Raw genomic sequence first — 1,160 nt, forward strand, 5'->3', positions numbered from 1 at the left:
TATGGCGGTCACAGTTCAAAAGCGGTTCTGAAAAAGCATTGATCCCGGCGCGTTAAACCCGTCCCAGCACTGCAGGAATGTTAATTTTGGAAGCATGCGCACCCCACAACTTTCCGATGAAGAACGCCGACTACTCAAAGAGTACAAAGCCAATGCACCGCATAAGCTCGTGATCAAAAAAGCTGAGGCTTTGCTGCTTCTTTCTCGGGACGTTGCCCCGGAAATTGTTGCTGAATTCGTGGACCGTGAACCCTCAACACTGGTTGACTGGGTCACTGATTGGCACCAGCAACGCATGGCTTCGCTCTTGACCGGGCACGCAGGAAACCTGAACCGTAGCTTCCTCACTGAGGAACAACGAGCAACTGTCACCGAAGTCCTCTCCCAGCCACCCGGAGATGAGTATCTGCCGGCCCAGTTCTGGGATGTTCCGAAGCTGGACCATTGGTTATCGACCACGTTCAACATCGAGTACGCATCGAATTCTTCGTACCATTTCCTACTGCGCATGGCTGGACTCTCCTTTCATAAGCCGGAAAAGTTTGACCGTCGACGTGCCGATGAAAAGGCTATTGACCAGCGGGTGAAGGAAATCCGTGAAGAACTAGTCGCCCCGTTGGCTGACGAGGACACGTTAGTGTTCGCGGCCGATGAGGTGCGTATCGATCAGGAAGCTGTGGTGCGCAAAGCGTGGTACGAGAAGAACACGAAAACTGTGTTGAAGGTGGATCGGAAAACGGCTTCTCAGTCGTTTATCGGGTTTCTGAATCAGAACACGGGCCAATGCCTGCCGTTGCGGTTGGACTGGCAGAACAGCGCTACTATTTTGGAAGCGGTGCAGACCTTGGTGGGGTTGCATTCGGGGAAGAAGATCGTGATCGTGTGGGATAACGCTTCGTGGCATAAGAACAATCTGATCAGCGCGGAACTGGCCTCGGGTCAGACGTTGCAGGATGTTCATTTGATCAATTTCCCACCCTACGCGCCGGATCATAATCCGATTGAGCATGTGTGGAATGATGCGAAGAACGCGATCAGTAACGTGCAGCGTGATGATTTTGAGTCCACGGTTGCGGCGTTTGAAGCGCATATCGGTTCACGATTGTTTGATTACAAGATCTGACTGACCGGCTACCGTTCTTGAAAAACTAGAGCCATAC

Annotated in this window: 1 protein-coding gene; it reads left to right on the forward strand. The window is 52.1% G+C overall.

What is annotated here, in order from left to right; genetic code table 11:
• Positions 1–94: 94 nt before the first annotated feature.
• Entirely contained in the window at positions 95–1,123 is a 1,029-nt protein-coding gene (locus tag ACT3UQ_RS19695; RefSeq protein ID WP_096288209.1) for an IS630 family transposase, read from the forward strand.
• Positions 1,124–1,160 lie beyond the last annotated feature (37 nt).

Source organism: Glutamicibacter sp. AOP12-B1-11, from assembly GCF_052379245.1.
Taxonomy (GTDB): domain Bacteria; phylum Actinomycetota; class Actinomycetes; order Actinomycetales; family Micrococcaceae; genus Glutamicibacter.